The organism is Sodaliphilus pleomorphus, assembly GCF_009676955.1.
GTDB lineage: Bacteria > Bacteroidota > Bacteroidia > Bacteroidales > Muribaculaceae > Sodaliphilus > Sodaliphilus pleomorphus.
This window is the reverse complement of record NZ_CP045696.1, coordinates 2,417,056-2,442,366: the sequence shown is the minus strand read 5'-3', so window position 1 is coordinate 2,442,366 and position 25,311 is coordinate 2,417,056. Positions and strand designations below refer to the sequence as shown.

The window sequence follows — 25,311 nt, the reverse complement described above, 5'->3', positions numbered from 1 at the left end:
ACAATTGTAGAAAGTGCATGTTACCATATCACCACGCGGTCGGCGGGGTCGAGCCACATCTTGTCGCCGCTCTTGATGTTGAATGCGTTGTAGAACGTGTCGATGTTGCGCAGGGTGGCGTTCACGCGGTTGCGGCCTATCGAGTGGGGGTCGCTCTTGGTCTGCTGATACATGGCCTCGTCGGTCATGTTCTCGGCCCAGATGCGGCCATAGCTCAGGTAGAAGCGCTGTGTGGGCGTGAAGCCGTCGACGGGCTTGCCCTGCTGATACTCCTGAGTGTTTTTGAAGGCGTCGTAGGACACACGCAGGCCGCCTTGGTCGGCAATGTTCTCGCCCAGGGTGAGGTGGCCGTTGGCATGCTCGCCGTTGACAACCACAATCTTGTCGAATTGTGCAGCAAGCTTTTCGGCCAGAGCGTTGAAGCGCTTGGAGTCCTGCTCGGTCCACCAGCCCTTCATGTTGCCATTGGCGTCAAACATGCGGCCTTGGTCGTCGAAGCCGTGGGTCATTTCGTGACCTATCACAACGCCAATGGCGCCATAGTTGGTGGCATCGTCGGCCTTGGGATCGAAGAAGGGAGGTTGCAGGATGGCAGCCGGGAACACGATCTCGTTGTTCAGCGGGTTGTAGTAGGCATTCACCGTCTGGGGGGTCATGCCCCACTCGGTCTTGTCGACGGGCTTGTCCATCTTGTCGAGATTGTAACGGGTGTTGAAGGCCGTAACGTTTTTCACATTTTCATAGAGCGAGAGCTTGGGGTCGATGCTGAGCTTGCTGTAGTCGCGCCACTTGTCGGGGTAGCCCACCTTCACCATGTAGGAGTTGAGCTTGACCAGGGCGTTGATTTTGGTAGAATCGCTCATCCAGGTGAGGTTGGCAATGTGCGTAGCCAGCGACTTGCGCAGGTTCTCGATGAGCTTGAGCATCTTGGTCTTAGACTCCGAGGGGAAATACTTGGCCACATAGAGCTGGCCCAGCACTTCGCCCAACATGCCGTTGGGGTAGCCCAGGGCACGCTTCCAGCGAGGTTTCTGCTCCTTCTGCCCACTCAAGGTGCGGCCGTAGAAATCGAAGTTGGCATCGCGGAAGGCATCGCTCAGCTCGCTGCTTGCGCCGCTTATAATGTTGTAGGCCAAGTAATAGCGCAGCTGCTTATCGGTGAGGGTCTTCATGAAGTTTTGTGCCACGGCCATCACCTTGGGCTGGGCCAGAATCACCTGTTTGGTGGCGGGGATGCCCATGAGCGTGAAATACTCGGTCCAGTTCACTGCCGGATACTCCTTTTGGAGCTGCTCGACGGTGTAGATGTTGTACTGCTTGGTGTAGTCACGCGCCTCGGCGCGCGACATCATGGCCTTGGCAAACTGATACTCCATGTTGTAGACCGTCTTGGAGGCTGCCTGGGCATCGGCCTTGCTGTAGCCGGCCAGGGTGAACAGCTTGACGATATAGTCGCGGAAGAGCTGCTGTATCTTCTTGCTCTTGGCGTCGGTGTTGAGGTAGTAGTCGCGGTCGGGCATGCTCATGCCGCCGGCATCCATATAGAGCACGTTCATGTCGCTGTTCATCAAGTCGCCCTGCACACCGATGCCGAAGAAGGGATTGCCCATGCACAGGTGCTGACGGGCGATTTCGCGGGTGAGGTCGTTGCGCTTGAGGGCCTTGACGATGGCAAGGTCGTGCTGCAAGGGAGCGGCGCCCTCCTTGTTGAGGCGAACGCTGTCCATGGCCATATCGTAGAGGTCGATCACCTTCTGGCCGTTGGAGCCAGGTTGCTGTTGCGTCTTCTGCAGGTCCTCGATGAGGCTGCGCAACTGCTTGCGGTTGTTCTCGGCCAGGTCGTTGAACACGCCGTAGCTCGAATACTCGGGCTTGAGAGGGTTGGCTTTCATCCAGCCACCGCCGGCGTACTCAAAGAAGTCCTGGCCTGGGGCCACGCTGGGATCCATATCGGCCTTGTTGATGCCGTGGACCTGGGCCACTGCTGCAATTGCCGGCAAAATCATGCAGGCAATTGCAATTGTTTTCTTCACATTATTCATAGAAGTTTATTTTAGTTAATTGTGTAGAAGTGATGATTTTTAATCAACGAGCAAAAATAAGCAAAAAAAATCACTTTATATTCAACACTGTCAATAATTAAATGTTGTTTTTCTGTATCACATGATTGTGCAGGCAACCTGCACATAGCCGCTACCTGATGTGAAGCACGCGGTGCACCTGTAGCGAGAGCCGCCACTCGGGGTGGGCCAGCACAGCCTCGACACAGGCTTGCATGTTGCGCTGGCACTGCCTCTCATCGGGCACGTAGCACGGCTGCAGGTAGCGGTGGGTGGCTGCAATGCCTTGATACTGGCTCAAGTCCTGGCCCAGATACACCACCTTGAGCTCGTCGCAACGGTCGAGCACCACCGGATGGGCGTCGCCGCCCTCAAAGCCCTGCTTGGGCGAGAGCGTGACCCAGTCGATGCCGGCAGGAAGGGCATGGGTGCCGTTGGTCTCGATGGCGATGCGCTTGCCAGTGCCCTGCTTGAGGGCCGCTACCAGGTCGTCGTCGATGAAGAGCGAAGGCTCGCCGCCGGTGAGCACAACCAGTGGCGCCTGGGGGTAGCGGGCCACCTCCTCCACAATGTCGGCCACGCTCATCATTGTGCCCTGCTCGTGGCGGGTGTCGCAAAACGCGCAGTGCAGGTTGCAGCCGCTCAGGCGCACAAACACGCTTGCAGTGCCTGTGTTGTAGCCCTCGCCTTGCAACGAGTAGAATATTTCATTCACCTTCAGCATCATCGTCATCTTTGACATAGGTGGCCAGGTTGTTGCGCGACTCCTGCACATCGGCACGGTAGCACTCGGGTATGGATTGCACTATCCAGTGGGCAATATTCTCGGCCGTGGGGTTGAACGGGAGCACCTCGTTCAGGTTACGGTGGTCGAGACGGTCGGTGACGGCCTTCTTCAGCTTGGAGAAGTCATAAACCATGCCGTTGCGGTCCAAGTCGCGGGCACGGCAATACACCGTGATAATCCAGTTGTGGCCATGCAGGTTCTCGCACTTGCTCTCATAGTCGAGCCTGAGCTGGTGGCTGGCCGATATCTCAATAGTCTTTTTTACGTAATACATTGCAGTTGTTCTCTGAACGTTTTTTATTTAAAAGTGGCGACTTCACGATTGCGGGTCGTCGCACTCATACTCGGTGGTGTCGACAATGCCAGCCTCGCGCAGGGCCTCGCGGCGCTCGCGGCAGGTGCCGCACTTGCCGCAATGCTTTTCCCGGCCCTTGTAGCACGAGTAGGTCTCGCTGTAGTCGATGCCCAGGCGCTTGCCGTGGCGGGCAATGTCGGCCTTGCTGATGCTGGTGTAGGGGGCAAATATCTTGATGCCCTCGTAGGTGCCGTTCTGCATGGCCTGCGACATAGCTTGAATGAAGCCGGGGCGGCAGTCGGGGTAGATGGCATGGTCGCCGGCGTGGTTGGCTATCATCACGCGTTTGAGGCCGTTGCTCTCGGCAATGCCGCAGGCAATGGCCAGCATGATACCGTTGCGGAAAGGCACCACCGTCGACTTCATGTTCTCGTCGTCGTAGTTACCCTCGGGGATGTCGTCGGCCGTCTCGAGCAACGCGCTCTTGAAATAGCGGTGCATGAACTCGAGCGGAATGATGATGTGCTTGATGCCCAAACGCTGGCAATGGGTGACTGCGCACACGCGCTCGCGCCCGTTCTGGGTAGAGCCATAATCAAATGTGATGGCGAGAGCTATCTCGTCTTTATACTCGTAGAGCAGCGTGGTACTGTCCATGCCGCCCGATGTGATGATTACTGCGTCTTTAGCCATAATGCAAAATGTGAAGTTTAACGTTTGACCGGGTCGAAGCTGGCCAGCAAGCGGGCCTTGACCAGGTCTTGATGCTGGTCGTCGCCATAGTTGGCAAAGGGGTAGATAGAGATGCCGCCGCGGGGGTTGAAGATGCCGCGCACCTCGATATACTTGGGATCCATGAGCTTGATCAGGTCTTTCATGATGATATTGACACAATCCTCATGGAAGTCGCCGTGGTTGCGGAAGCTGAACAAGTAAAGCTTCAAGCTCTTGCTCTCCACCATGCGCTCGCGCGGAATGTAGTTGATGACAATGCGCCCGAAGTCGGGCTGCCCCGTCTTTGGGCACAGGCTTGTGAACTCGGGACAGTCGAATGTGACCAAGTACTCATTGTCGGGGTGCTTGTTGACAAAAGTCTCCAGCACGTCGGGACGGTAGTCGAATTGATACTTGGTGCCTTGATTGCCCAGCAGCGTGACGCCCTGCAACTCTTTTTCGTTTCTTGACATTTCTTTCAATCTCCTCTTGTTACTTCTATTGGAATCACAAAGATAATACTTTTTGCACAACAGCACAAAAACACGCACGTGCTTGGAGGGGGGCAGGATGTCAATGCAGCGCCTTGAGCTCGACGGGGTCGCCCACGATCCACAGCGTGTCGCCCGCGTTGAAGACCACATCGGGCGTGGGACTGATATACACGTCGTCGTCGCGCTCGATGGCCACCAGCAGCGACTTGTAGCGCTCGCGCAGCTGCGCCTGGGCCAGTGTGCGGCCCACCAGCGGCGAGCCGGGCCCTATGGCAAAGTGCACAAACTCCTCTTTGTGCTGCGCGGGTGCGTCGTTGCTGTCATGAGCCTCCACCACGGGCAGCATGTGCTGTATTTTTTCGTCGGTGCCTATCACACCAAGCGTGTCGCCAGGGAAAATGCGCATGTCGCCTCCTGGCACGGGATAGGACATGCCGTTGCGCTGCACATTGACCACATTCACGTCGTAGTGCTCGCGCAGGCGGGCCTCGGCCAGCGTCTGGCCCACAAAGGGGCAACTGTAGCTCACGCGCATGTAGGCCAGGTGGAAGTCGCTCACCAGCACGTTGTTCTTGCCCGTGCGGCGGTTCTCACGCTCGTTCATGTTGTCGAGAAAGCGTTGCTCCACCCGGTTGATGCGCTTGCGCAGCAGCGGCGAGAACACCAAGATGAGCAGCAGGCACAAGGCCGTGGCGCCCACGACCGAGTTGAGCGTCGAGAGCGTAGCCTTGAAATAAAAGAACGTAATCCACAAGGTGACCAGAAAACTGACGACCGACATCACCCCGAGGGGCACATAGCTTATTTTTCCACTCTCACTCACCAGCTGTGCACGCTCCTGAGCCTTGGTGCGCGGCACGATGATGCCATACAAGAAAGGCGACACCAGGCCAAAGCCGCACAAGGCTGCCAGCAGGCGTCCCCAGTGCCCGGGTATGGTCTCGTAGATGAGCGGCATGACGATGTGGCGTATCGGGAACCACAATGCAATCACCACCACGGTGTAGACCACAAGCGTGATGAGGTAGCGCCTCACCACCTTGTGCCACAGCTGCCTCGACTGGCTCATCTCGCTGTGGGCAGCGTTCTTGCTGTAGCCCTCGAGCAGCACGCCCCACTTCTCGGGCAGGTGGCGGGCCACCCAGTTGTAGCAAGGCAGTGCCTGCTTGATGAAAAACGGCGTGAAAAACGTGGTGATGACCGACACAGCCACAATGATGGGATATATGTTCTTGCCCAGCACGCCCAGCTGGGTGCCAGTAGTGGCGATGATAAACGAGAACTCGCCTATCTGCGTGAGGCAGAAGCCCGACTCCATGGCCGTCTTGAGCGGCTGGCCAGTGACCACCATGCCAAAGGTGCCAAAGGTGATCATGCCCACAACCACCACCACGGCGAGCAGCAAAATGATGCCGGCATTGTGCCACATGAGCACCGGGTCGACCATCATGCCCACCGAAATGAAAAACACGGCCCCAAAGAGGTCTTTCACCGGGGTGATGATGCGCTCGATGCGCTCGGCCTCGGTTGTGCCAGCCAGTATCGAGCCTATCACAAAGGCGCCAAGAGCCAGCGAGAATCCCGACCACACTGCCAGCGTGGCCATGCCGAAGCACAGTCCCATGGCAATGATGAGCAAGAGCTCGTCGCCAATGAAGCGCCTGAACTTCTTGAGCAGGCTGGGAATGACAAAGATGCCCACAGTGAACCAAATGATGAGATAGAACGAGAGCTTGAGCACGGCCTCAAGCATTTGGTCGCCCTCTACCCGCTTGTTGATGGCTATCGACGAGAGAATGACCAGCAGCACCACGGCCACGAGGTCCTCGACGATGAGCACCGCCATCACCCGGGGCACAAAGCTGCGGTGCTTGAGGTTGAGGTCGGAGAGCGCCTTGATGATGATGGTTGTCGATGACATCGATATCATGCCGCCCAGGAATATCGCATCGATGGTGGAATAGCCCAACATGCCGCCCACGACAAATCCCACTCCCATCATGCCCACCACAATAATCAAGCAGGTGAGCAGGGCCGTGCCGCCCACTTTCACCAGTTTCTGGAAGCTGAACTCGAGGCCCAGCGAGAACAAGAGCACCACGATGCCCAACTGGGCCCAGAAGCTGATGTTGGCAGGATTGGCCACCGTGGGCAGAAACTTGAAGTGTGGGCTGGCGATGAAGCCGGCCACGATGTAACCCAGCACCAGGGGTTGCTTGAGCAGTTTAAACACGATGGCAGCAATAGCAGCCAGCATCAAGATGAGTGCGAAGTCGCCTATGAGCGATTGTATCAAGTCGGAATGCATTGTGCGGTCAAAAGTTGGGTTCGTTGGTCAATGTGATTGAGATGGGGTCGCTGAAGCAGGCCTCCAGCTCGCCAAAGAGATTGGTCACGCTCACCGTGTCGCGCGTGAGCACCACATAGTTGATGATCGACACATTGTTCTCGTACTCGTATTTCACATACTCGCGCGAGGCCTTCACGTCGTATTTCTTGAACACGTCGAGACTCTTGTCGAGATCACTCACGATGCCATGCACCTTCACCCTTATCACCTTGTGCTCCCACAAGAAGCCCGCATGCTGCTCATACTTCTCGATGTAGACCAGCACAAAGATGATGAGCAGCGTGGCGATGGTGGTAATCAAGTACATGCCTGCCCCCACGGCCAGCCCTATGCAAGCCGTCATCCAGATGCCGGCCGCCGTGGTGAGGCCGCGCACCGAGCCCTTCATCTGAATGATGGCGCCGGCACCCAGAAAGCCCACGCCGCTCACCACCTGGGCGGCAATGCGCCCCGGGTCGCCGTTTTTCAGGCCCAGGTACTCCTGCGGGATATAGATGCTGATGAGCATGGCCAGCGTGGCCCCCATGGCAATGAGCGAGAAAGTGCGCAAGCCCGCAATCTGGCCCTTGCGGCGCCGCTCGAAGCCTATGGCTGCCCCCAGCAGCATGCTCAACAACAGCTTGAACACGGCTCCGGCCACATTCACATCGGGGCTCATGATGTCGTGATATATCGATTCTATCATCTCTTATTTATCTCCTAATTTTTACAAAGGTAAGAAATTTTGCACTATCTTTCCTAATTTGACAGTTTGTTGTATTAACGTGTTACTACACAATACTTTACATAGTAAAGTAATGTAGCTAATTTTTCGGTGCTGCAAGGATTAACCTTTGTTAACCTTTCGGTAGAACGCGTTCATCGCTGCTTTTGTGATTATCTGTTTGTTAACTTCCACACCGGCAAGCTCTTGCAGTTGGTCGGTGAGGCTGGTGCGCTGGAACATGGGCACGTATCCCAGTCCCTGGATTTGTCCGAAGCGCAGGTTCTGGAGAGTGTCGATCAGCTGGTCGACGGTCAGGGGGTGCTCCTTGTAGGCCTCGGGGAACGAGTCGGCCAGCTGCTTTTGCAGGAGCTTGAGCAGCAGCAGTGCGAGGAAGCAGACGAGGAAGTGGGAGCGGATGCGGTCCTGCCTGGAGAGGTAGACGGGTCTGGCCTCGAGGTGGGTCTTGGTGGTGCGGAACAGGTGCTCTATCTCGTGATGGAAGGAGCGTGCCTTGAGCACGAACGCGGCCTCGTCGTCGAGCGAGGTGGCGTAGGCGTAGAAGCCGTCGAGCTTCTCCTCCTGCCCTAGGATGTCGTCATTGATGACCATCTCGGTCTTGACGGCCGTCTGTCCGTCGTCGGTCTTGTGTATGGTCTCTATGTAGTTGAGCGGTGACTGCTGCGAGCGGCGCGGGTTGGCCTGCCCCCTGGCCACTATCTTCCTGGCCGCCGCGAGGCGCTCGGCGCGCTTGTGCCTGAGGAAGAGGGCGAAGTCGTGGCTGTAGGTGATGATGACCCTCTCGGCCCTGGAGGAGCTTTGCCATTGCCTGATGCGTCGCCCCCGGGCGTCGACGGGCGTTGCGCCGGGGTTCTCCCTGCGGGCCTCGAGCCACTGCGGGTTGAGGCCTTTCACGGTTTTGTCGACAAGTATCTCCTTGTAGAATGTGGTCTGGCGCAGCAGGGAGCTGTCAGCCTGGCCGCCCTCGCGCAGCACGTCCAGGTTGTAGAGGCCGCCGTCGGAGTACTTCTCGTGCAGCAGCCTGGCCTTTTCCCCGTCGGCGCAGTAGCCCAGCCTCCAGCCCCTGGGGTCGACGGCGGCCCGGCGGTCGGCGGCGGGCAGCGAGGGGATCGACTGGACGCAGATGTAGTCGCGGCCCTGGTCCATGTTGTAGCGCCGGTTGCCCTCCGAGGCCAGGCCGGCGTCGGTGGAGACGACGAACTCGGTCAGGCCGAACTTGCGCCTCAGCACATCCTCGAGCGGCTGGAGCGTGGCCTGCTCCGACTCGTTGCCCGGGAAGACCACAAAGGCCAGCGGGATGCCGTCCATGTCCATGAACATGCCCATCTGCACGATGGGGCTGGGCCGGTTCTCTTTCGACTTGCCGCGCTTGCGCAGCCCGGCCACGAGCTCGCCGGTCTCTATGTTCACCGTGTCCCTGTCGTTGTCCTCGATCTCGAAGTAGTAGTTGGTGCAGTCGTAGTAGATCACCCTGTCCCTGCGTTCCATGAACCTGGCCGAGCAGGCGTAGACGCCGGCCTGGATGTCGTCGATGTGGCCCGAGAGCAGGCTCAGGGCCCGGTACATGTCGGCCTCGCCGAACTTCGGGGGCCGCACCAGCCCCTGCGCCTTTCGCAGCGTCCTCTGCTTGGAGCAGGGGAAGAGCAGACGGCCCGTGACCAGCGTCCTCAATATCCCGTCGAGGTCGAACTTCGCCTTGCTCGCCTTCTTGATCTCGGCGCACATGCGGGGCAGGCCGAGCCTGTTGTAGAGCGGCAGCAGCATCAGGTCGCCGCCCGCCCGCGGAGGCAGGTCGCCCATCCCCACGGTCTGGCCCGGGTAGAAGTCAACCGAAATGCGCTCCCTGCCGGCCTTCTCCTCCTCGGTCATGCGGGCCGCCAGGTCCCTGACCCACTGGCGCGGGTCCTGGCAGCCGTACTTGCGCCTGATGTCCTCAAGCAGCCCCAGCCGCCTGACAGTCTTTGTGGTAGACTTGCCGTCGATGCGCACCGACTTCTGGATGTAAGCCCACGTGCCCTTCTTTGTAGTGCCGAATGTCGCCTTCATATCGATAATCCTTTAATGTAATAACTACTATTAGCTACAAATATACAAATAAAAAATGAACTGTGCAACAATTCATTAGAAAAAATTTTACACTCTAACTGTCAAAGTCCCGTTAGAAAAAATTTTACACTCTAACTGTCAAAGTCCCGACGGCTCCGGCCACATTCACATCGGGGCTCATGATGTCGTGATATATCGATTCTATCATCTCTTATTTATCTCCTAATTTTTACAAAGGTAAGAAATTTTGCACTATCTTTGCGATATCTTAGTGTTTATTCAACTTAAAAAACAAATAAATGGAAGACGAAAAGACAAGTGTAAATGCAGTCGAATCGCCCGTTCAAGACCAAGAAGGAAACTACTCCCTTCCCGAGAACGCGTTCAGAGAACTGAAAGAAGGCGAAGAGTACATCCCGCCTCTCAAGCCCAACCGCAACTATCCCGAAGTGACCCCCTACTCGGTGACCATGGGCCTGATCATGGCCGTGATATTCAGCGCCGCCGCAGCCTACCTGGGGCTGAAGGTGGGCCAGGTGTTTGAGGCCGCCATTCCCATTGCCATCATCGCTGCCGGCATAGGGGCCGCCACCCACCGCAAGAACTCGCTGGGCGAGAATGTGATCATCCAGTCGATAGGCGCTGCCTCGGGCATCGTGGTGGCCGGAGCCATCTTCACGCTGCCAGCCCTCTACATCTTGCAGGCCAAGTATCCCGACATCACCGTCAACTTTCTCGAGGTATTCTTGAGCTCGCTGCTGGGCGGCCTGCTGGGCATCTTGTTTTTCATCCCGTTCCGCAAGTACTTTGTCAAGGACATGCACGGCAAGTTCCCGTTCCCCGAGGCCACGGCCACGACCCAGGTGCTCATCAGCAGCCAGAAGGGTGGCGACCAGGCCAAGCCGCTCATCATTGCCAGCATCATAGGCGGTCTCTACGATTTCTTTGCCTCGTTTAAGATATGGACCGACACGCTCTCGACCACGGCAGTGCCCAAGCTGCAGGAGTTTGCCCAAAACACCAAGGCCATGTTCTCGATCAACACCGGTGCCGCAGTGCTGGGTTTGGGCTACATCGTGGGTCTGCGCTATGCCTTCATCATTTTTGCCGGCAGCGCGTTTATCTGGTGGGTGATTGTACCGCTCATGGGCATGAATCCCGACCTGGCCGCGCTATCGGCCGAGGAGATTTTCAAGGGCGTGAGTTCGCCCGAAGGCGTGGTGGCCGGTGCACGCTACATAGGTATAGGCGGCATCGCCATGAGCGGCATCATAGGCATTGTGAAGTCGTGGGGCGTGATCAAGAGCGCCGTGGGGCTGGCCGGAAAGTCGTTTGGCACCAAGGCCGAGACGGTGAAGCCCGTGCGCACCCAACGCGACATCTCGATGAAGGCACTCGTCTTCGCCCTGTGTGCCGCGCTCATCGTCACCTTCATCTTCTTCTACATAGGCGTGATTCACAACCTCATGCAGACCATTGTAGCCTTTATCGTGGTGGTGGTGATTGCGTTTCTCTTCACCACCGTCGCAGCCAACGCCATTGCCATTGTGGGCAGCAACCCTGTGTCGGGCATGACACTGATGACGCTCATCATTGCCTCGGGCGTCTTTGTGGCCATCGGCCTCAAGGGCTCGCAAGGCATTGTGGCCTCGATGGTGATAGGTGGCGTGGTGTGCACCGCGCTCTCGATGGCCGGTGGCATGGTCACCGACATGAAGATAGGTTACTGGATAGGCACCACGCCAGCTAAGCAGCAAACGTGGAAAGCCGTGGGCACCATTGTGGCCGCTGCCACCGTGGGCGGTGTGATGATGCTCCTGAATCAGGTGTACGGCTTCACTGGCAAGGATGCCCTGGTAGCTCCCCAAGCCAATGCCATGGCAGCCGTGATCGACCCCGTGATGACCGGCAAACCTGCCCCCTGGACCCTCTATATCGTGGGCGCCGTGCTGGCCTGCCTGCTCAACTGGCTCAAGGTGCCGGCCCTGGCCTTCTCTCTGGGCATGTTCATCCCCATGAACCTCAATGCCCCGTTGCTCGTGGGCGGCGCCATAAGCTGGCTCGTGGGCTCCCGCACCACCGACAAGAAGCTCAACGAGGCACGCCAGCAACGCGGCACCCTGCTGGGTAGCGGCTTTATCGCCGGCGGTGCCCTGATGGGTGTGGTGAGTGCTGCACTGCTCTTCTTCTTCAAGGACGGCATCACCGCCTTTGTCAAGACCTATGCCTTGGGCGACATGGCCAGCAACCTGGTGAGCCTCGTGCTCTACGTCCTGCTCATCGCCTACTTCATATGGGCTTGCATGAAGGCCAAGAAGGAATAACGACGCTGCACTACAGCGGCAACATGCACACACAGGCACTTGGCCCCCGCGAGGGCCAAGTGCTGCTTGATAAAAAATGCTGCCACAACAGCACAGGAAATTTCAACTAAAGATTACACACACACTATATAAACGAAAAGTAAACACAATGCAGCAAAAGATTATCATTCTCGACTTCGGCTCGCAGACGACCCAACTCATAGGCCGCCGCGTGCGTGAGCTCGACACGTTCTGCGAAATTCTGCCCTACAACAAGTTCCCTGTGGGCGACGAGAGCGTAATTGGAGTCATTCTCTCGGGTTCGCCCTACTCGGTGCACGACCCCGAAGCCTTCAAGGTCGACCTGAGCCAATTTGTGGGCAAGGTGCCCGTGCTGGGCATATGCTACGGCGCCCAGTACATTGCCTACAGCGGCGGTGGCAAGGTGGAGCCGACCGGCACACGCGAGTATGGCCGCGCCCACCTGCAGTGGATCGACACGGCATGCCCGCTCTTCAAGGGCTTCGATCAGGGCAGCCAGGTGTGGATGAGCCACGGCGACACCATCACCGCCATTCCGGCCTCGTGCAAGGTGATAGCCTCGACGGCCGACGTGAAAAACGCCGCCTATGCCAGCCTCGACCAGCCCGTGTGGGCCGTGCAGTTTCACCCCGAGGTGTTCCACACCACACAGGGCAAGCAGCTGCTCAAGAACTTTGTGGTCGACATATGCGGCAGCCGCCAGCAGTGGAGCGCAGCCTCGTTTGTCGAGAGCACCGTCGCCGAGCTCAAGAAGCAAGTGGGCAACGACCGGGTCATTCTGGGTCTCTCGGGCGGCGTCGACTCGAGCGTGTGTGCTACCCTGCTCAATAAGGCCATAGGCGACAAGCTCACCTGCATCTTTGTTGATCATGGCATGCTGCGCAAGAACGAGTTCAGCAAGGTGATGGATGCCTACCGTGGCCTGGGACTCAACGTGATAGGCGTCGATGCCAGCGACAAGTTCTTCACCGACCTGCAAGGCGTGACCGACCCCGAGCAGAAGCGCAAAATCATAGGCCGCGACTTTGTAGAGGTGTTCAACGCCGAGGCCAAGAAGATAACCGACGCCCGCTGGCTGGCGCAAGGCACCATCTACCCCGACCGCATCGAGTCGCTCAGCATCACGGGCATGACCATCAAGAGCCACCACAACGTGGGCGGCCTGCCCAAAGACATGAAACTCAAGCTGTGCGAGCCGCTCAAGTGGCTCTTCAAGGACGAGGTGCGCCGCGTGGGCCACGAGCTGCACATGCCCGAGCGCCTCATCAACCGCCATCCCTTCCCGGGTCCCGGCCTGGCCGTGCGCATCCTGGGCGACATCACCCGCGACAAGGTGCGCATCCTGCAAGAGGCCGACGATATCTACATCGAGGCCATGCACAACTATGTGCTCGACGACGGCACAAGCCTCTACGACCACGTGTGGCAAGCCGGCGCTGTGCTGCTCAGCACCATTCGCAGCGTGGGCGTGATGGGCGACGAGCGCACCTATGAGCACCCTGTGGCCCTGCGCGCCGTCACCAGTCAAGACGCCATGACTGCCGACTGGGCCCACCTGCCCTACGACTTCCTGGCCCGCGTGAGCAACGAAATCATCAACAAGGTGAAGGGCGTGAACCGCGTGTGCTACGACATCTCGTCGAAGCCACCGGCCACAATCGAGTGGGAATGAAAAAATGGTATTTTGAAGGTCTAAACGATCATTTTTGAACATGATCCCCAGGACTGAATTGACTACCATAACAACAATATTACCAATAAGTTAGACCACATTTCAGACATTTGGCTATCTGGAGTGTGGTCTAATTTTGTCCTGGTGTTATTTGGCAAAGTAACACCTTTTTGTGACACCTTGTAACACCTCTTGGAACATAAAAATTATTTTTTTACTATTGGTAATAGTTGCAGGTTATGAGTATTACAATTAACATCAATCTAAAGACTCCATCCAAGGAACATTCATTGCTTATGGCAATAATAAGAGTGGATGGTAGACAATTAAGAGTAAGTACCCAACAAAACGTACTTACAGCCAGTTTTGACAAGGTAAAGCAAAGGTGCTTTACAAGTAAAGAGAAATTCACTATGAGAGATAATAAACATAGTGAACAAGTAAATAAGATGCTTGATGAGATAGTATCTACAGTGAGCAGAATATATAATTCAGGCATTCCTGATTCTGACTTATTAGCCACTATCCGTTCAGCTATATCTGATATCACAGAGATAAGAAAGGATGAGAAACATACATTGAAAATGTCTCCTATTGAGTTCTTTACATACTACATTGAGCAGAAAAGAATAGATAGTCACACAGGTAGATATATCAGTGAGAGAACAAAGGTTCACCACAGGACAGTGGTAAAGAGACTTTCAAGTTTTCTTAAAGATAAAAAATTGCCTGATACCTTTGAAACCTTTACTTCCAAAGGATTTGCACAAAAATTCACAGATTGGTGCTACTCTACAAAGAACTATAAAGAGAATACTGTATATGCTACTTTTGGAGTATTGAAACCATTTCTTAATGCAGCCAAGGCAGAAGGTTTTGAATTTGGTGATTCATACAAGTCTCTTAAAGGAAAATGCACAAATACTGATGCCATCTATCTTACAGAAGAAGAGATTAGGAAGATATATCAATTGGACATTACTTCGTTAATAGATGCAGGAGAGATAGATTCAAAATCTACAATGGAGAAAACCAGAGACCTGTTTATCATTGCCTGTTGGACTGGATTGAGACGAAGTGATATCAATAGATTGGAAAAGGCAAAGTTTGATACAGAGACAAAGACTATTACTATTACAACGGAAAAGACTAAACAGAAAATTGTAATACCAATGCATCCTATGGTTCTTGCAATATACAAGAAATACAAAGGCCAATTTCCTAAGTTATGTGACAAAGGAAAAACCAACAACCATTTAAGAGAGTGTGCAAGACTTGCTGGTATTAATAATGAATTCAGAATGGTTGAAAACAGGGGTGGTAAGGTCTCCACTCTTGCCTATAAAAAATATCAGTTGGTTGGGATGCACACAGCTCGGAGAAGCTTTGCAACTAATATGTTTAAGAGAAGATTCCCAACAATAGCAATAATGAAACTAACTGGACATACAACAGAGTCAAATTTCCTCAAATATATCAAAGTCTCTGCAGAAGAGAATGCTTTAATGATGGCAGAAGAGTTCTATAAAGCTCAAAAACCATTTGAAAATGATATGGTGTAGTGTTGCCAAATAACACCAGGACAAAATTAGACCACACTCCAGATAGCCAAATGTCTGAAATGTGGTCTAACTTATTGGTAATATTGTTGTTATGGTAGTCAATTCAGTCCTGGGGATCATGTTCAAAAATGATCGTTTAGACCTTCAAAATACCATTTTTTCATTCCCACTCAATAATAATGGTCTCTTGATTACCAATATGTTAAACACATTTCTTCTATATTTGGTGTTACAAATGGGTGTCACCCTTGTGCTGTGCGAAGATAATCATTATCTCGATCACAACCAAATGTGGGACCTAAAGGTGTAGAACCGTTTCTTTAGTCTCATACAAGTGCTGAGACCAATGCAATATTTTTTTGCAACTGTTCTCAATGGTGTACCTCTTCCGATCTCTCTGATTGGTCCAGGATAGTCCTTGAGAAATTGATATGTTGTTTTCTTTGGTCGAGCCATATTCATATAGTTTTAGAGTGCGAACTCTCGTTTTACCTTCTGGACTGTGGATGGAGAGAAGCCTGTTATCTTGGCTGTGTTCCGGACCGACTGACCTGTTCTTAAGTTCTTCAAGATAGACTTGTATTCTGTGGCCATCTGGTCTTTAGTCTTGATACCAGAACCTTTTGGCTTGCCAAGTCGACCTCCATCTCTCACATACTTGTCACGACCAGACTTGAGTCGATAGTAGATAGTTTCTCTCTCCAGTTCTGCTGCTGTTCCCAGGACTGCACACATTATAGTGAGATATGGGTTCTCCTTTCCTGATGGAGAAAAGATGGAGAGTTGTTCCTTGAGAAAGTAGCAGTTGATATGGTGATCCTTTAGCCACTTGATACTCTCAAGGATCTCATCACATCTACGACCTAAACGAGAAAGTTCTGAGATAAGGATGACATCTATATCGTTCTCCAGAGAAAATGAGAATGCTTCTTGAAGAAGTGGTCTCTCCTTATTAGTCTTGCCACCTGATATGTGTTCTTGAAAAACCTTGACAACTGTAAGGGCATTGACATCTGCATAGTGATTAAGGTCCTCTACCTGTCTTGTTGTGTCTTGTCTTGACTCCAACGATCCTGATGAAGAGCATCTGGTGAATATGATAGCCTTTTTCATACTTTAGTGTATTAAGGGTAAAAGTGTGCTGAACTTAATCTATATATATTGTGTAATACGACGACGAAGTGTATCGTCGTTTATCTTTGATATTATTTGGCACATTTAAGTGTACGATTTGAATCAGATAAGATTTTTATCAAGTGATCAGCTATTCTAACAGCATCCTCAGTTGTGGAAATTGTTGGTATAGGATGAGCATAGTTGCTACACATTCCTGCAAGAATAAGTGACGCTGCCTGGAATCTTCTCTGTTCCCAGTCTATCTTTTGATTGGATTGTTCTCTGAAGAACCGAACTGCTGCTTCAAAGAAATGAAGTTCTATCGTTGTCATATTGTGCTATGTTTTATATGTTATTCTGTATTACGAAGTTAGCAGATCTTTTTGAGACAAACAAGAGAATAGATTGCTTATTTTATTGAATATCAAATATTTAGCCTTATTTTGCCATTTGTGAACACATGTTGTATTACGATGGCTGTCGTCGTCGTTTATGTACTAAGATGAAAAGGAGATGTGTCATTGTTGATACATCTCCTCCTAATATTGGTTCAATTGATATTTTCATTGATTTTACATCACCTTGATGAGCTGGCCATTATGTCTTACCCAAAATGAATGCTCAAAGCTGCAATAAATTATACCACCTTCTCCAATTGCTTCAAAAGCACTTCCAATCTCTTCATCCAGATCGCTCTCATCAAATGCACTACCTACATCAGACTTCATATCTTGAGCCTCTGGATGGTTATCTATCTTTGTCCATGTTTTGATGATACTAGCCTTCTTATGGGCGAACTCCTCTATCTGTCTTACCTTATCACTTATAGATGGAACATTTCTTGTGGGCTCTTCCTGGATATAGGTTTCATCCAGTACCAATGTTTCACTTAACTTTTTCATATCCTCTCTGCTCCTGATTCTTTATTTATCTGCTTCAAAACATCAGCCACAATTTCATTGGCAAAAATAGAGATGGCTTGACTAAAAAAGTTCTTACTTGTATCAGCATCCTTTGGAAGTTCTTCTGCAAATAACAGCCCTGATTTAGATGCTGCTTCAATTGCCCCAAGAGCCTTTTGATGAACATAGGAAGCCATTGTAGTTCCTTTCTCCACAACTTTTAGCACATCCTCATATATCAGACTCCCTGCTTCCTTTTCAATTGATTTCAGGCATTTATCCAGCACATCTGTATAACTCTTGCATTTGAGTGTTGAAACTGCCTCAGTCAATAACTTTTGATAGTTATCGAAAGACCTCACTATATGTTTCTGTTTCTTCCCTTCTGGAATTATATCTTCATCATCACAATATTCATCATAATCAGGAACCTCATTGTTGACAGGTGCTGGTGTTGAATCTTTGTCAATTAGTTTTGCAGCTGGCCAGTCCTCTTTTGAAACGCTTCCAGATATAGCCCTTAATTTGTCCAAAATAACATTAGCCAATTCTTCAATTACCATTCCTTTTGTGTGAATTGTCTCGTTCTCACTTCCTTGACAATTAACCAAGAAACTATCACCGTGGTGCTGAAATATCAGTTCCTTTATATGCTGGAGAATTATGGTATCATCATAAAGTGCATTTGATTCATTTCTTCCCAAGATAGTGTTTTTAGTTCTGCAGTACTTCTCTACACTCTCTATAGTCAAGTTGCCATTTGTTTCTTTTGTTAAATCATCCAACACCTCTGCGATCGCTTTGTCCCACCATTCTACCTCCAATTTAACTTGAGATTCTTTGATTAGTTTTTGTCTTTGTTTTTTTAGGAAATCTTTAAAGTATCCTATGTTTCGTCTCTTACCATCCATAACTTTGTATTTTTTATATATTGTATTTATGGGGTTTTTCTTCTGGAACAAATATAACGAATATAACGAAGAAGTCAATTATTTAAGTTGATTTCTATTTTAGAAGTAATCTGCTTAAGCAGTGAGTCAAGTTTATCCATATCACGTTCTTCTTGGTTTAGTCTAACTACGAACTTTAGATGTTTTTCTGAGAGTTCAACTTGATGCTGGTATTCAGTAAACTCCTGGTTTATTCTATCCAGAATTTCTTTATTTGTTTGTTCTACCATAACTCTATTTAGTTCGTTATATCTTAGTTCTATAACACTTTCTTATAGCAAGTAGTGTAGTAGTTCAATCAAGGTAAGAAGTCCTTCAAGAATCTCCAAATCAAGTCATATTCTTCTTATCTCCTATAAAGAAACCTATCTAACCATATCTATAATATCAAGTATCAATTCATCATTCCTATATGGAGCAAAGCGAAATAAGGAATGATGAAGCAGACTTGTCCTGCTATAAAACAGACAAAGCAGATTTCTTTGTATCTTTCTATCTATCTAATTTCCTTTCTTATCTTTTTATTCTATAAAGAAAGCCTCTCTTACCTTATCCCTTATATGGATATCTAATATAATTCATTGTTTGTGTAGCCTGCGGAGCAAACAATGACCTAAGTGATAACTAACATAACAGGACACAATACAGGCCATATAACTCTTTATTTATAAGATAGGTAAGACAAGTCATTTGTTGTTTGAACGTTCATCTTACCTATCTAATAATTTCTTTATTGTTTCAACTAATAGTTGTAAGGTCATTCTGTTTCACTTCGTTACACAGAATGAATTGATTTACAGAATGATTAACTACTTATTAATTGAATATTTCATTGAAGTCTATGATTTAATTAACTTCTTCATGAATAGGTACAACAATCCCTTACATCAGTGAAAGATTTTCAGGTGTAACCCCTTATGTTTCTTCCTTCCAAGTAACTCTGTTATTTGAGAATACAGACAATGGTCTTCACTGATATCCTCGCACAGACTGAACTGTGACTCAACTACCCCTGACTTGTGCTGTCTGTTGAGCAGTCTATATTTCAAATAACTATAACCTTGGATTTCGTCAGCTGGTTGAACTTGCAAGCAGTTTTGCCAGTAAAGATGATGCTATGTCTTTTGGACCGCTTGTCACCTGAATTACATACACAATGTACTGACTGGTTATAAAAAACACACAGTTGAAATGTTGGTGCAACCACTCACCTTTAATTTCAACCGTGTGCAACTTAAAAATATCTTCTTAATAGCACTTTGGATTAATGTGGCTGACATCCTTATAACAATCTAAACTAATCAACTAAATTAAAACTGTAAGAACTATCCATTCTTACTATATTTATGTAAATTAATTTTCAAAATATTATGGATCAGTTTTACTCTATATTTGACCTCAAAACTCAGTCAATGAAAATCAATTTCTGTAAATATAACAAAAATAAAAAATCTTCGCACGAATGTCGTCGTCGCGAAAAAAATGTGTTCAAAAATGATTTTTTGGTTCTTTCTATATCCAATTTTGTATTCAAAAACTTTAGTTGTTTCCTTGCAGCAGTGACACTTGTCGACAATATTCTTATAAGTTTTTTCTCATAAATATATTAGGGTCCTGATTTTAAAGGGACGCTAAAGATACAATTCAAATAATATAAGAAGAATATGGAAGCAAAAATTAAAAAAGTTGTTTTACTTGACAAGCCTATCTGGTTGGCTATTGAAGATAATCCAGAGGAAGACATCCGAAAAGTAGTGGAAGTGTGTGGATTTAATGTCTTGTGGTCTGACACTGATAGTAAAAAAATCATTGGCAAAGAAATCGAAACCACAGAACAATATATTGAACATCTTTGTGGAGTTTCCAAATGGCAGTCAGAAGGAAATCATTATTACGACGACGAATGGCTTGCTCGTACAGGAGAAATATATCCTACGAAGTGCTATATGGTGAGAGAATATTGCCGAAAAGCTAGGCAGGAGAAGAGAATATCTTGGTGTCTATTTGATACTAGCAAGAAAATAGATGACGAAACAGAAGGCGTGTTATGCGAAGATTTTATTATTAGTAAGACTCTTGCAAATAACATCCGAGAATTTGGGAAAGTGGATGTCCAATTTTAAAAGTAAAACTACAAGAAATACCAATAAAGGGGTATTATACCCCCTGAAAACACATAGAATATGAGCTATACTATCCATATTCTTAAAAAAAGGGCTTGGAACTGTCACGAATCCAGGCTCTTTTATTTTTGGAAATCTTAGCATTACACACTCAGGACAGGCTTGACAAGGGGCCCGTTTATTACAAAAACCCCTTGTTACCAACATAGACCAATGACAATGTTTTGATTTTTAGCATGCAATTGGCATCACCTTTCCAAGTTCTACAAACGCTCTCAGTCCCTGATTGACATTAGCGTTATAGTCAAGTTCATCTCCTTTCAGCATTTCTTCAGAAATAAATGTTTTGTATACAATATATTCTTTCTCTTTACTCCCAAGAATCACACCATCCTCAACACTACAAAAAATACTATTTTCATGCTTTGCTGCAGAATAGAAAGGACATCTAACAATTTATTGATTACGCTTAAAAAACTCCATAATCAGTTCAAGTTTATTCCTTGATTTATCTTTCAGAAATCGCTCTCCAAAGCGTTGAAACAAATGACTTCTAAAGAAGCAACATTCTCCTTTTTTATCATATGTCGCTGCACTCAGATAGTTCTTTTCATCAAAAAAAACACAAAATGCAAGATAGCATACACCAAACTTCTTTGTAAATCTTTTTCCATTAGTACATGGAATAATAACTTACTTGTTAAGTCCTTTACTTGTCCAAGCAACTGGTTTGAAGGTAATTGGTTCTGAATGTTTCAATCCCTCTCTTTTGTACTGATTTTGATGTGTCAATCTATCTGCATAAGCAAACATTGCTTTATACTCCTTTTTAAGTTCTGCCTTAATCTCAGAATATGTCATTGAAGGTAAAATCATAATTTTCTTTTTTTTATGTTTTTAAAAGGTGGGAGAAGATTGGAGTGTTCTTCTCCGCACCATTTTCATTTATTTAAGCAGCGGTTTCAATAATCTCCCACTTGTAGTCACCAGCTTTGCTATAGTTATATTTACCACTTACACACTTGCAGATAGATGAATGACAAATACCGGTTGCTCTTGAAGCTTCAGAGATTGATTTCCAAATCTTCTCCACTTTATTGCCATCCTTGTCAACTCCGTCTGCTTCACTGCCTTTTTCTTCAAGTGTTTCGTCTCCGTGGTAGATTTCTTTGCATCTTTCTCGTTGGTCCAACCTTTAACTGACTTCATCTTGCCACTGAAATACTGGCTAACAGTACCATGAGCGACGCCGAGTTCTTCTTCACATTTCTTCATCGATGGCCAAGTCTTCTCAACGCCATCTTTATAAAGAGTTACAGGCTTGCAACGAGGATCCACCTTCTCTGACTTGATAGAAGATGTGTTCTCTTCTTCCTCAATTGTCTTGGCCTCTGTTGTCACTGCATCATCAGTTACAACTTCATCTTCTACAGTCTCAACTTCAGGCTTCTCTTCTTCCTTCATTCCAACCAAGTTCTCGACAACATCCTGCCAACCCAGGGTGTCCAGATAAAGTTCATACTTCAGGAGATTGACATTCTTTTCCCAGGAGCAAACGAAGAGTGAGAAAATCCACTCAGGAGTCACCTTTGTTGTCTTGAGGACCTTCTTCATCGTCTCCATCTTGAAGCCAACAGGTGAGTAATACTTAACTGCATTCACCACCATCTTCTTCCACTCGGCAGGGGCAATCTTTTGAGAAGGGTTCATAGAATGGTAGATGAAAGAGAGTGATTCTTCAGGATCAAAGTGATTGGCCTTAATTGCATCTGCCACCATTACCTTTGCACCCTTGTTGCTTTGGATATAAGGGATCATATCATACTCCTTCTTCAAGGAACTCAGAAAGTTAGTTTGATTAAATGCTGTCATAATATTTAATGTTTTTAATTTATTATTTCATTGATTTCTTGTTTCTGATGCAAAGTTACGAAAGATGCTGAGTGGAAACTAAACATCCAATATTGGGTGGACCATAAACAAAAAACCCCACCACAAATGTGGCAGGGCTTGGTCTTATTATTACTGATGATATATGCTACAGGCCAAAGAGTTCTTTAATTTGGTTCCGGATTTCTTCTGTAGATGCTTTGATTATATATGGGTGATTCCTTTCCTCTGTGACGATAGAGAACCTATACCCAATTCGTCCACCTGGGATTGCCTTAACGACAGCTCTGTTAATTTCAGAAATGTAACCTCTCATAGTGCTTGGTCGCATTTGATTCGAATACAATAACCCACCATCCTTGTATGATTTATCTGGTAACCTATTGTAGATTTTCTGTATCAGTTCTATGAATTCATCTGTAACATCGTTTATTTTCAATCCATTCTCTAGCATCAAGAATGTCATATATAATGCTTTATGTATTGCTTTAAATTCAAGCTTAATTCCGTCACCAACATATATGTCACAATCCACATTGCCAGATTTTTGTCTAACAGAAGCTTTGATAGAAAGTTTGTATTCCAACTGTTTCTCCTTTTTCGCAATGATATCATCAACAATACTCTTGATGTTGATTTCATCACCCATATTAAGATAATCAATATCCCAAAGCATTTGCCTAATCTTGACTTCATAATCAGAAATCAGTTTGAGCCTATCGGTTTCTTTTTGGGGCTGAGACGGAAGGAGTTCTGTATAATAAGCATTAGGAACTTCTGTAGTTGATATATCAGTTTGCTGAACTACTGGAAGATTGTTATTGTTGTCTATATGAATAATCATGGGCTCTATTGGTAAAATAGATATACCAAAACTAGAGACAGATGATGGGATACGACTCATAATATCATTTATGTCATCTCCAAAGTATTCTGCAGCAAAACCAGCAATCGTGTTACGATTCGAGACAATTACTTTATATGGAATTTCAACTTCCTTAGGGCTTCTCCCAGCAAAATTGCCTATCAATAGTTTGTTCTCTGTAGGGGCAATAAATAACTTAACATTATTGTCCTCGTGTAGTTTTCTTAAAAATTGAAAGAACTTCATTATTAGTATGGAAGATCTTTGATCCATTCCATCTTTGGGAACAAAGTAGACAACTTGTCCTGGCTCTATCTTTAATAGTTCTTCAGGAGTAGTATTTTGTAATTGAACTCCATTTTTATATAATATATCAATTTCTAACATTTTTAATTTTATTTTGGTTGATAGAAAATTTAAGAACAATAGTGAAGGTCAACTTATTATTGTTCTTGATTACTTTGTCTTGTATCTTCAATTAACAGAATTGAAATCCCATCTATTAAGAGCAAAAGAAAGGATTTTATCTAATCTTTTCTCTATATTTGACTTTTTCCATGTAACCACTTCGTTATCTTCTATAAAATCCTTTATTTCAGCTTGTTGGTTTAGTAGCGGATTTTCTTTATAAGAATTGATTTTGTCACTGAATGGTTTATTTCCGATAGATGCATTATGAGAACCGGAAATAAGCATTAAATTGCCCAGACAGTTAAGATACTTATTACAAAATTCTTCACTATAATTATTATTATCATCTACATCATAACCCGTTTCTATTGGATCTCCATTAGTCGGATTTTGAGGTGATATATGCTCTATCTGTTCATTTTCTATTTCAATATTGCCAATTTTATACCCTTTGCCTTGAATGTACTCTTCATATTCCCAAAGAATATAGTGTAGAACGGGATTTTCATACATCCAACCTGATAAAACTTCTTTTGTTCTGTTATCTCCCCAATACCAGGAATCGTTCAATTTCTTTTGAATGGATGTTTTTAATGATTCAACATCACCGTGGAATGAACGTAGACTATCTGTTAATCTACTGTTTATTTCTGCTCTACTAGACATTAGATGGTATCTGAAAGCAAGAATCTCAAGTATGTGGAATAGTTTGTCAAGACTCACAGAGTCATTATATAGATATTTGTATCCCTTAATGATGAAAGGATAAATAAAAGCAGGCAAACTTTCCTTTCCACGAACTTTATATAGTTTTTTATAGTATTCTGAATTATTTGTTTGGAGAGTCTTTAGATTGGAGAATGTTGTAGCCAATTCACGGGAAAAATTATTAATCCATTCTATTTTATTATCACTTGAAGCAAGTTCCTTTTTAATATCATCGAGGTTTCTATAATTAAACGATGCAGTAAGATAAGCGAAACAGTGATAGTTAAGAATACTATCTTCATCAATCCCTTTTATATCATAAACAGTCTTGTATATTTCTTTAAAATAATTTGAAATGTTTTCCACATTAGCATCAGTCTCTTCTGCAGGACTATTTACATACATCTGGTACATAAAATAAGACTTTAGCTTTTCCATGTTAGTTAGGTCTTTACCACGATTGTTCTGTAATTCGAACATAAGTGCAGCCTCTTTTTTACCCTGAAGTTCAAGTCTATTAACCTTGCTATCAAGAATAATATCTTTTATTTGTATTAGTGTATCAAGATCGACTTTTGACAATTCTTTGAAAAAGTAATCTTTTGCATCATTGATACATTTTTGCGAGTTAGATGTCACTGGATATGTCTTGTTTTCTATAATAATAGAATCAAAACATGCTCTGTCATTATCGACTGGGCGTAATCTTTTTCTCTTTTTCTTTTCAAAGAACTCCTCAACATCAGCAAGGTGCTCTTCATCAGCGTCCTTCTCTTCAAGAACATTATACAACGATCTCATGAAAATGATTAGAGTAGTGAGTCGTTGTTGACCATCAATCACATCATAATCAGAATCTTTCTTAATTGTTTCTAACAATAAGTTTCCATAAGAATACTCATTCTCACGATTTACTTGTTCTAATAAATCATTTAAGAAAACTTTCCAGTTTTCAATTTGCCAAGAATAAGCTCTTTGATAAACGGGTATAACAAACTGAATGCTTGTATCAAAGAGACCACGTATTGTTGTTGGTATGAAATCCATATCAGTTGAGTTTTTGTTTATGTCAATACTATAACTTATAGAATCTTAATAATATCTATATGTTTTAGAGGTGAAAATTATAAAAAATCAACAACATAGGCAAGTTTTATCCGACTCATTCTTCTCCAATATCAAATTCAGACAATATAGGATACTGCGATGACGAGAATCGTCGTCGTTCTCATTTCGCTATCAATTCTATAGAGTTCACCCAATATTGGTTCACTTCATCTCTAGAATGAACACTTGT

Annotated in this window: 21 protein-coding genes; 4 read left to right on the top strand and 17 right to left on the bottom strand. The window is 47.1% G+C overall.

Annotated elements, in window-relative coordinates; translation table 11 throughout:
• Window positions 1-20 precede the first annotated feature (20 nt).
• From GF423_RS10020 to GF423_RS09985, 8 genes are all read right to left on the bottom strand, one after another.
• Window positions 21-2,042: a M13 family metallopeptidase gene (locus GF423_RS10020; protein WP_420853227.1), complete on the bottom strand. Its 2,022-nt coding sequence runs from the start codon at window positions 2,040-2,042 to the stop codon at window positions 21-23.
• Window positions 2,043-2,193: 151 nt separating this feature from the next.
• Window positions 2,194-2,784 (bottom strand): 7-carboxy-7-deazaguanine synthase QueE, encoded by a 591-nt coding sequence (locus tag GF423_RS10015; RefSeq protein ID WP_154329031.1) that lies wholly within the window; start codon window positions 2,782-2,784, stop codon window positions 2,194-2,196.
• Entirely contained in the window at window positions 2,768-3,121 is a 354-nt protein-coding gene (gene queD, locus GF423_RS10010) for a 6-carboxytetrahydropterin synthase QueD (protein ID WP_154328221.1), read from the bottom strand. Before queD ends, GF423_RS10015 begins: the two co-directional genes overlap by 17 nt.
• 42 nt (window positions 3,122-3,163) lie before the next feature.
• Complete coding sequence (gene queC, locus GF423_RS10005) at window positions 3,164-3,835, bottom strand: 7-cyano-7-deazaguanine synthase QueC (RefSeq protein ID WP_154328220.1); 672 nt, start codon at window positions 3,833-3,835, stop codon at window positions 3,164-3,166.
• Between the two features lie 17 nt (window positions 3,836-3,852).
• On the bottom strand, window positions 3,853-4,329 hold the full coding sequence (gene queF / locus GF423_RS10000) for a preQ(1) synthase (protein WP_154328219.1): 477 nt from the start codon (window positions 4,327-4,329) through the stop codon (window positions 3,853-3,855).
• Window positions 4,330-4,429: 100 nt separating this feature from the next.
• Entirely contained in the window at window positions 4,430-6,658 is a 2,229-nt protein-coding gene (locus GF423_RS09995; RefSeq protein ID WP_154328218.1) for a monovalent cation:proton antiporter family protein, read from the bottom strand.
• A gap of 7 nt (window positions 6,659-6,665) precedes the next feature.
• Complete coding sequence (locus GF423_RS09990) at window positions 6,666-7,385, bottom strand: MgtC/SapB family protein (protein ID WP_154328217.1); 720 nt, start codon at window positions 7,383-7,385, stop codon at window positions 6,666-6,668.
• Between the two features lie 141 nt (window positions 7,386-7,526).
• Window positions 7,527-9,470 (bottom strand): IS1634 family transposase, encoded by a 1,944-nt coding sequence (locus GF423_RS09985; protein WP_154328216.1) that lies wholly within the window; start codon window positions 9,468-9,470, stop codon window positions 7,527-7,529.
• A gap of 299 nt (window positions 9,471-9,769) precedes the next feature.
• Here GF423_RS09985 and GF423_RS09980 point away from each other — a divergent pair, with 299 nt between their 5' ends.
• The 3 genes from GF423_RS09980 to GF423_RS09970 all read left to right on the top strand — a co-directional run bounded on the left by GF423_RS09980 (window position 9,770) and on the right by GF423_RS09970 (window position 15,049).
• Window positions 9,770-11,794, top strand: a complete 2,025-nt coding sequence (locus tag GF423_RS09980; RefSeq protein ID WP_154328215.1) for an OPT family oligopeptide transporter — start codon at window positions 9,770-9,772, stop codon at window positions 11,792-11,794.
• A 148-nt stretch (window positions 11,795-11,942) separates the two neighbouring features.
• The gene (gene guaA, locus GF423_RS09975; RefSeq protein WP_154328214.1) at window positions 11,943-13,487 is read left to right on the top strand and encodes a glutamine-hydrolyzing GMP synthase; all 1,545 of its coding nucleotides are present in this window, start codon (window positions 11,943-11,945) and stop codon (window positions 13,485-13,487) included.
• 296 nt (window positions 13,488-13,783) lie between these two features.
• On the top strand, window positions 13,784-15,049 hold the full coding sequence (locus GF423_RS09970) for a tyrosine-type recombinase/integrase (RefSeq protein WP_206113219.1): 1,266 nt from the start codon (window positions 13,784-13,786) through the stop codon (window positions 15,047-15,049).
• A 468-nt stretch (window positions 15,050-15,517) separates the two neighbouring features.
• Here GF423_RS09970 and GF423_RS09965 read toward each other — a convergent pair whose 3' ends face one another.
• The 5 genes from GF423_RS09965 to GF423_RS09945 all read right to left on the bottom strand — a co-directional run bounded on the left by GF423_RS09965 (window position 15,518) and on the right by GF423_RS09945 (window position 18,247).
• Entirely contained in the window at window positions 15,518-16,162 is a 645-nt protein-coding gene (locus GF423_RS09965; protein WP_154328202.1) for a recombinase family protein, read from the bottom strand.
• Between the two features lie 92 nt (window positions 16,163-16,254).
• Complete coding sequence (locus GF423_RS09960; protein ID WP_154328203.1) at window positions 16,255-16,497, bottom strand: hypothetical protein; 243 nt, start codon at window positions 16,495-16,497, stop codon at window positions 16,255-16,257.
• 240 nt (window positions 16,498-16,737) lie between these two features.
• Window positions 16,738-17,067, bottom strand: a complete 330-nt coding sequence (locus GF423_RS09955) for a hypothetical protein (protein WP_154328212.1) — start codon at window positions 17,065-17,067, stop codon at window positions 16,738-16,740.
• The gene (locus tag GF423_RS09950) at window positions 17,064-17,978 is read right to left on the bottom strand and encodes a hypothetical protein (protein WP_154328211.1); all 915 of its coding nucleotides are present in this window, start codon (window positions 17,976-17,978) and stop codon (window positions 17,064-17,066) included. Before GF423_RS09950 ends, GF423_RS09955 begins: the two co-directional genes overlap by 4 nt.
• A 74-nt stretch (window positions 17,979-18,052) precedes the next feature.
• On the bottom strand, window positions 18,053-18,247 hold the full coding sequence (locus tag GF423_RS09945; protein ID WP_154328210.1) for a hypothetical protein: 195 nt from the start codon (window positions 18,245-18,247) through the stop codon (window positions 18,053-18,055).
• A 1,434-nt stretch (window positions 18,248-19,681) separates the two neighbouring features.
• Here GF423_RS09945 and GF423_RS09940 point away from each other — a divergent pair.
• Window positions 19,682-20,140: a hypothetical protein gene (locus GF423_RS09940; protein ID WP_154328209.1), complete on the top strand. Its 459-nt coding sequence runs from the start codon at window positions 19,682-19,684 to the stop codon at window positions 20,138-20,140.
• A 693-nt stretch (window positions 20,141-20,833) separates the two neighbouring features.
• Here GF423_RS09940 and GF423_RS09935 read toward each other — a convergent pair.
• The 4 genes from GF423_RS09935 to GF423_RS09920 form a co-directional block, all read right to left on the bottom strand.
• A complete protein-coding gene (locus tag GF423_RS09935) occupies window positions 20,834-21,016 on the bottom strand; it encodes a hypothetical protein (RefSeq protein ID WP_154328208.1) in 183 nt (60 codons plus the stop codon).
• A 138-nt stretch (window positions 21,017-21,154) separates the two neighbouring features.
• Entirely contained in the window at window positions 21,155-22,012 is an 858-nt protein-coding gene (locus GF423_RS09930) for a hypothetical protein (RefSeq protein ID WP_154328207.1), read from the bottom strand.
• A gap of 166 nt (window positions 22,013-22,178) precedes the next feature.
• Window positions 22,179-23,282: a hypothetical protein gene (locus GF423_RS09925; protein WP_154328206.1), complete on the bottom strand. Its 1,104-nt coding sequence runs from the start codon at window positions 23,280-23,282 to the stop codon at window positions 22,179-22,181.
• A gap of 87 nt (window positions 23,283-23,369) precedes the next feature.
• Window positions 23,370-25,061: a DUF262 domain-containing protein gene (locus GF423_RS09920; RefSeq protein ID WP_154328205.1), complete on the bottom strand. Its 1,692-nt coding sequence runs from the start codon at window positions 25,059-25,061 to the stop codon at window positions 23,370-23,372.
• Window positions 25,062-25,311: the final 250 nt, after the last annotated feature.

Bases quoted from the DNA above. Each gene is read 5' to 3' on its own strand.
- queD (WP_154328221.1), bottom strand. From the start codon at position 3,121: ATGTATTACGTAAAAAAGACTATTGAGATATCGGCCAGCCACCAGCTC.
- GF423_RS10015 (WP_154329031.1), bottom strand. From the start codon at position 2,784: ATGCTGAAGGTGAATGAAATATTCTACTCGTTGCAAGGCGAGGGCTAC.
- GF423_RS09990 (WP_154328217.1), bottom strand. From the start codon at position 7,385: ATGATAGAATCGATATATCACGACATCATGAGCCCCGATGTGAATGTG.
- GF423_RS09945 (WP_154328210.1), bottom strand. From the start codon at position 18,247: ATGGTAGAACAAACAAATAAAGAAATTCTGGATAGAATAAACCAGGAG.
- GF423_RS09960 (WP_154328203.1), bottom strand. From the start codon at position 16,497: ATGACAACGATAGAACTTCATTTCTTTGAAGCAGCAGTTCGGTTCTTC.
- GF423_RS09970 (WP_206113219.1), top strand. From the start codon at position 13,784: ATGGCAATAATAAGAGTGGATGGTAGACAATTAAGAGTAAGTACCCAA.
- GF423_RS09985 (WP_154328216.1), bottom strand. From the start codon at position 9,470: ATGAAGGCGACATTCGGCACTACAAAGAAGGGCACGTGGGCTTACATC.
- queF (WP_154328219.1), bottom strand. From the start codon at position 4,329: ATGTCAAGAAACGAAAAAGAGTTGCAGGGCGTCACGCTGCTGGGCAAT.
- GF423_RS09930 (WP_154328207.1), bottom strand. From the start codon at position 22,012: ATGACAGCATTTAATCAAACTAACTTTCTGAGTTCCTTGAAGAAGGAG.
- guaA (WP_154328214.1), top strand. From the start codon at position 11,943: ATGCAGCAAAAGATTATCATTCTCGACTTCGGCTCGCAGACGACCCAA.
- GF423_RS09950 (WP_154328211.1), bottom strand. From the start codon at position 17,978: ATGGATGGTAAGAGACGAAACATAGGATACTTTAAAGATTTCCTAAAA.
- GF423_RS10020 (WP_420853227.1), bottom strand. From the start codon at position 2,042: ATGAATAATGTGAAGAAAACAATTGCAATTGCCTGCATGATTTTGCCG.
- queC (WP_154328220.1), bottom strand. From the start codon at position 3,835: ATGGCTAAAGACGCAGTAATCATCACATCGGGCGGCATGGACAGTACC.
- GF423_RS09940 (WP_154328209.1), top strand. From the start codon at position 19,682: ATGGAAGCAAAAATTAAAAAAGTTGTTTTACTTGACAAGCCTATCTGG.
- GF423_RS09920 (WP_154328205.1), bottom strand. From the start codon at position 25,061: ATGGATTTCATACCAACAACAATACGTGGTCTCTTTGATACAAGCATT.
- GF423_RS09935 (WP_154328208.1), bottom strand. From the start codon at position 21,016: ATGATTTTACCTTCAATGACATATTCTGAGATTAAGGCAGAACTTAAA.
- GF423_RS09925 (WP_154328206.1), bottom strand. From the start codon at position 23,282: ATGTTAGAAATTGATATATTATATAAAAATGGAGTTCAATTACAAAAT.
- GF423_RS09965 (WP_154328202.1), bottom strand. From the start codon at position 16,162: ATGAAAAAGGCTATCATATTCACCAGATGCTCTTCATCAGGATCGTTG.
- GF423_RS09980 (WP_154328215.1), top strand. From the start codon at position 9,770: ATGGAAGACGAAAAGACAAGTGTAAATGCAGTCGAATCGCCCGTTCAA.
- GF423_RS09955 (WP_154328212.1), bottom strand. From the start codon at position 17,067: ATGAAAAAGTTAAGTGAAACATTGGTACTGGATGAAACCTATATCCAG.
- GF423_RS09995 (WP_154328218.1), bottom strand. From the start codon at position 6,658: ATGCATTCCGACTTGATACAATCGCTCATAGGCGACTTCGCACTCATC.